This is a genomic window from Phormidesmis priestleyi ULC007 (genome assembly GCF_003003695.1).
Classification (GTDB): domain Bacteria; phylum Cyanobacteriota; class Cyanobacteriia; order Leptolyngbyales; family Leptolyngbyaceae; genus Phormidesmis_A; species Phormidesmis_A priestleyi_A.
Map to the genome: position 1 here is coordinate 1 of NZ_PVWG01000120.1, position 1,195 is coordinate 1,195.

Consider the following 1,195-nt stretch of genomic DNA (forward strand, 5'->3'; position numbering starts at 1 on the left):
AGCAGGGTGGTTTCAAGGTCTAGAGAGAAAAATGAGGATGGACTGCAATCATCACAAAAGTAGCAGTCCATGTCCCTCATAGACCAATTAAAAACGATTCCCGACCCGCGAAGCAAGCGCGGTCAAAGCCATCCCCTCTGGTTGGTGCTGTTTCTAGCCTTGCTGGGAAGCTTATGTGGGTATTGGGGCTATCGTCCCATCGCCCTGTTTTGCCAGAAGCATCATGCCAGCTTGTGTGATCTGTTGGAGTTAGATCCGCAGACGACTCAGTTCCCGTCCTATTCCACCGTTCGTCGAGTGTTTCTGCAAGTCGATGCGGCAGCCTGGGTCGATGCGTTTAATGTTTGGGCGCTGCTTCATGCGCCAGCATTGGCTGGATTGTTATGGTCAATCGACGGCAAAAGCATCAAATGTACCTCGGTGGGTGGGAACAGCAGTGCCCAAAACTTTGCCACGTTGGTGTCCGTGTACGGTCAGCAAGCTGGGGTCGTCCAGTTAGCGTTGATGTACAACGCCCAAGAAAGTGAAATTGAGGTCGCCAAACGATTGTTGAGAACAGTCACCACAGCGCCTGCCTTGGCGCAATCGTTGCCAGTCGGATTCAGTTTAGATGCCCTTCACGCCCAAGTGGAGACCTTGACCTTGATCAACGCTCAGGAGAGTCATTATCTGGTCGGACTCAAAGCCAATCAGAAGACGCTCCATCAACGCCTGCACCACCTGCGGCAGCAAGGGCTGCCGTTGAGCCAAACGAGCCACTCGGAACGGGTACATGGTCGCCAAACCCAGCGCACCGTCCAGGTCTATGCCGCTCCTGACGAGCTGCCCAAACGCTGGAGCAGTGCGGGCATCACACGGGTGATTTGGGTCAACCGCCAGGGCATCCGGGCGGGCAAGCCGTTTCAAGAGGCGCAGTGCTACTTGAGCAACTTAACCCTGGATGCCCCTGCTTTCCTAGAATTGACCCGTAGCCACTGGCAAATTGAAAATGGGTTGCACTGGGTCAAAGATGTCACTTTACAGGAAGATGATCCGCCTCGACGGGGTGGCTATGCCCCGATTAGTTGGGCGATCTTCAATTCGTTCCTGATTACGCTTGCCCGTCGCTTGGGTTGCCGTACTCTCCCAGATTGCATTCGGGATCTAGCCAATCAAGTCCATCAGGTTTTTCGCTGGCTAACTTGAAACCACCCTG

The 1,195-nt window shown here is 54.1% G+C and carries 1 protein-coding gene; it reads left to right on the plus strand.

Features of this window, described 5'->3' with window-relative positions:
- Window positions 1-69: 69 nt before the first annotated feature.
- Window positions 70-1,185, plus strand: a complete 1,116-nt coding sequence (locus tag C7B65_RS26935; protein WP_073075380.1) for an ISAs1 family transposase — start codon at window positions 70-72, stop codon at window positions 1,183-1,185.
- Window positions 1,186-1,195: the final 10 nt, after the last annotated feature.